Source organism: Streptosporangium sp. NPDC006013, assembly GCF_040614275.1.
Lineage (GTDB): Bacteria > Actinomycetota > Actinomycetes > Streptosporangiales > Streptosporangiaceae > Streptosporangium.
Genome location: NZ_JBEXUE010000854.1, coordinates 1 through 2,155 on the forward strand (window position 1 = coordinate 1; position 2,155 = coordinate 2,155).

2 protein-coding genes and 1 pseudogene are annotated in these 2,155 nt (G+C 69.0%); 2 read left to right on the plus strand and 1 reads right to left on the minus strand.

The features are described 5' to 3' along the window. Nucleotides 1-1,563: MFS transporter (locus ABZ260_RS50330; RefSeq protein ID WP_355632880.1), on the plus strand; the 1,563-nt coding region annotated here is incomplete at its 5' end. Next, nucleotides 1,560-1,751: an MbtH family NRPS accessory protein gene (locus ABZ260_RS50335; protein WP_355549607.1), complete on the plus strand. Its 192-nt coding sequence runs from the start codon at nucleotides 1,560-1,562 to the stop codon at nucleotides 1,749-1,751. The genes ABZ260_RS50330 and ABZ260_RS50335, both read left to right, overlap by 4 nt. Before the next feature lie 181 nt (nucleotides 1,752-1,932). Here ABZ260_RS50335 and ABZ260_RS50340 read toward each other — a convergent pair. Next, nucleotides 1,933-2,155 (minus strand): annotated as a pseudogene (locus tag ABZ260_RS50340) (aminopeptidase); the annotation flags it as partial.

Sequence of the window (2,155 nt, forward strand, 5' to 3'; positions counted from 1 at the left end):
GTCTCCGTGATCGGCGCCGCCGACCGGGCCACCGAGCTGTACCAGGAACGGTTCAGGGAGTGGGAGGAGTTCTCGGACTCGGTGTCCCTGGAGGTCATCCAGGGGGCCGGTCACTACTTCCAGAAACACCAGGCGGCCGAGCTGGCGGACATCATCACCTCCTACCAGGGGCGGCGGCCCGACGGCCGGAGCGGGAACGAACAGGCCCGGGAGGACCGGGCCGAAACCCCGCCGACGCGGACTGCGCAGCCGAGTCTGCGGACGTTCTCCCTCGTCGCGGCAGGGCAGCTCGTCTCGGTCGTCGGCACGGGACTCACCACGTTCGCCATGGGTCTGTGGGTCTACCAGCGGTCCGGGTCGATCTCACTGTTCGCGCTCACCACGGTCCTGGCCCTGCTGCCCGCCGTCGTACTGGCACCGGTCGCCGGAACGCTGGCGGACCGCTGGGACCGGCGAAAGATCATGATCTTCGCCGACACCTTCGCCGCCTCGGCGACCCTCGGCCTCGGTACCCTCTTCATGCTCGGCCACCTCGAACTCTGGCACATCTTCATCGCCGTCACCGTCGGCGCCTGTGCCAACGCGTTCCAGCAACCGGCCTACCTGGCCGCCGTCACCCAGCTCGTGCCCAAGCGGTACTACGGGAGGGCGAACGGCATCACCCAGATCGGCAGCGCCGTCAGCACGACCCTGGCTCCCCTGCTGGGGGGCGCGCTCGCGGCCGCCATCGGTTTGCAGGGCATCCTGCTCATCGACCTGGTCTCGTTCCTGGTCGCGGTCACGATCAATCTCACCGTCCGGTTCCCCGACACGCTCTTCGTCAGGAAGGAGGAGTCGTTCGGCAAGGAGCTCCTCGGCGGCTGGCGTTACATCTCACGGCGGCACGGCCTCATGGCCATCATCGGCTTCACCGCCGTGCTGAACTTCATGATGGGAATGGTCGAGTTGCTGGCGACCCCCCTCGCGCTGTCACTGGGTGACCCTTCCGTGCTCGGCATGATCCTTGCCGCGAGCGGTGTCGGGCTGCTGGTGGGCAGCGCTCTGATGAGCGTGACCGGGGGCCTGCCACGTCGTACCGCGGGCATCATCGGGAGCTTCGTCCTGATCGGCCTGTCGATGGCCGTCATGGGGCTCTGGCCGCACCCGGTCTTCCCGGCTCTCGGCCTGTTCGGCATGGGCCTGGCCACCGCCGTGCTCAACACGCACTGGCTCTCCATCGTCCAGGCCAAGGTCGGGCTCGAGCTCCAGGGCCGGGTGATCGCGACCACCCTGATGTTCAGCTGGATGATGCTGCCCGCCGGATTCCTGTCGGCGGCGCCGCTCGTGGAACACGTCTTCGAGCCGCTCGCGGCAGACCCGGGGCGAGGCATCGGATATCTCATGATCACCGCAGGCATCTGCACGGTGCTGCTCGGTCTCGCCGCCTACCGCTACCGGCCGGTCCGCCTTCTCGAAGACGACCTGCCGGACGTCATCCCCGACGCGAAGATCATCACCGACAAGGACGTACTCCAGGAGCTGGCCGACCGCCGGCTCGTCATGAAAGAAAGGGCCACCCGATGACCACCGACCTCTACACCGTCGTGGTGAACCACGAGGAGCAGTACTCCATCTGGGCCGCCGGCCGGGCGATTCCCAACGGCTGGCGCGAGGTGGGAAAGACCGGTTCCAAGGAGGACTGCCTGGCCCACATCCAGGCGGAGTGGACCGACATGCGCCCGCTGAGCCTCCGCGGCGAACTCGGCGGATGACCGTTCGTCGCGTTCGGGCCACGCTCCCGCCCGGCATGTGCACGGTGCCCGCGAGGGGCACCCGGTCATCGGCGGACAACCGGGAGCGAGGCTGAGCCGGCCGCCCGTGGAGACGGGGGGCGGACGGTGAGGCCGGGCGGTCGAGGACTGCGACCGCCCGGCCTCCTGACCTTGCTCCGGTCTACTGCCGGGTTATCTTGACGTCGTCCACCCCCGCCTCGACCAGGGAGGCGGTCGAGGCGTCGGCGGCCTCGACGAGGATTCGGACGCTCTGCCCGGCGAAGGCGGAGATGTCGACGTCGGCCGCGCCCCAGGCGCCGTTGCGGTTGGCGGCCGCGCCGAGCTGCTGGAACACCTGGGTGGTGGTGGAGCCGACGACCTTCACCCGCAGGAAGTCGGCGGTG

What these genes read in the sequence shown, in the direction of transcription:
- ABZ260_RS50335 (WP_355549607.1), top strand. Translation starts at nt 1,560, where the DNA reads ATGACCACCGACCTCTACACCGTCGTGGTGAACCACGAGGAGCAGTAC.